The sequence below is a fragment of the Campylobacter canis genome, assembly GCF_045504005.1.
Taxonomy (GTDB): domain Bacteria; phylum Campylobacterota; class Campylobacteria; order Campylobacterales; family Campylobacteraceae; genus Campylobacter_A; species Campylobacter_A canis.
Genome location: NZ_JBJJXH010000029.1, coordinates 1 through 673, shown reverse-complemented (window position 1 = coordinate 673; position 673 = coordinate 1). Strand labels below are relative to the sequence as shown.

At 32.5% G+C, this 673-nt stretch carries 1 protein-coding gene; it reads right to left on the bottom strand.

Going from position 1 to position 673, the window contains the following annotated elements; translation table 11 throughout:
* Positions 1-480: 480 nt before the first annotated feature.
* Positions 481-673 (bottom strand): aminotransferase class I/II-fold pyridoxal phosphate-dependent enzyme (locus tag ACHJH3_RS11260; RefSeq protein ID WP_407064891.1); only part of this gene is annotated, 193 nt, incomplete at its 5' end.

The following is a 673-nucleotide window of genomic DNA, read 5'->3' as shown; positions in this document are numbered from 1 at the left end:
CTTCCCAAGTAAGAGTATTATCGTTTTCGCCAAGAGCGAACCAATTGCCGTTAATAATATATTTTTCGTAAACGGATTTTGGGGTATCTAATTTAATCTCTACATTTTCTCCCGCAGCCATAAGCGAACTTATCGCAACTAAAGAGAGAGAAAGACCGCGTTTTATGCACAAGCGCATGATGAACTCCTTTATAATGGATTTTAAATAATTATACAACTTGTGCGATAAATATAAGTAAATTTTGAAATAAAACTAAGATTAAAAATATAAAATGAGTATTTTATCTACAAAATTTATATATCAAATTTAGCTAAGAATTTTTAATGTTTATTATGGATTGAGCCTTTGCTTTGACAGGTAGGCAAGATAGATAAATTTGCTTAAAGAGTAGGTAAGAAATTTCATAAATTTAAGTTAAATTCAGTAAATAAGAAGCTATCCTCAAGCAAATTTCTTTGCAAGAGGATAAGGGGATAAATTTATCTGTAGTTTTTCACAAATTCGGATATGCGATCTATGCCTTTTATGATATTTTCCATACTTGTAGCAAAGCTTAGTCTAAAGTATCCGTCCATACCAAATCCGACTCCCGGTACGCAAGCTACCTTGGCTTCTTCAAGTAAGCGGCGGCAAAATTTCATAGAATCAGGCTCAACCTTAGAGCAATTTACA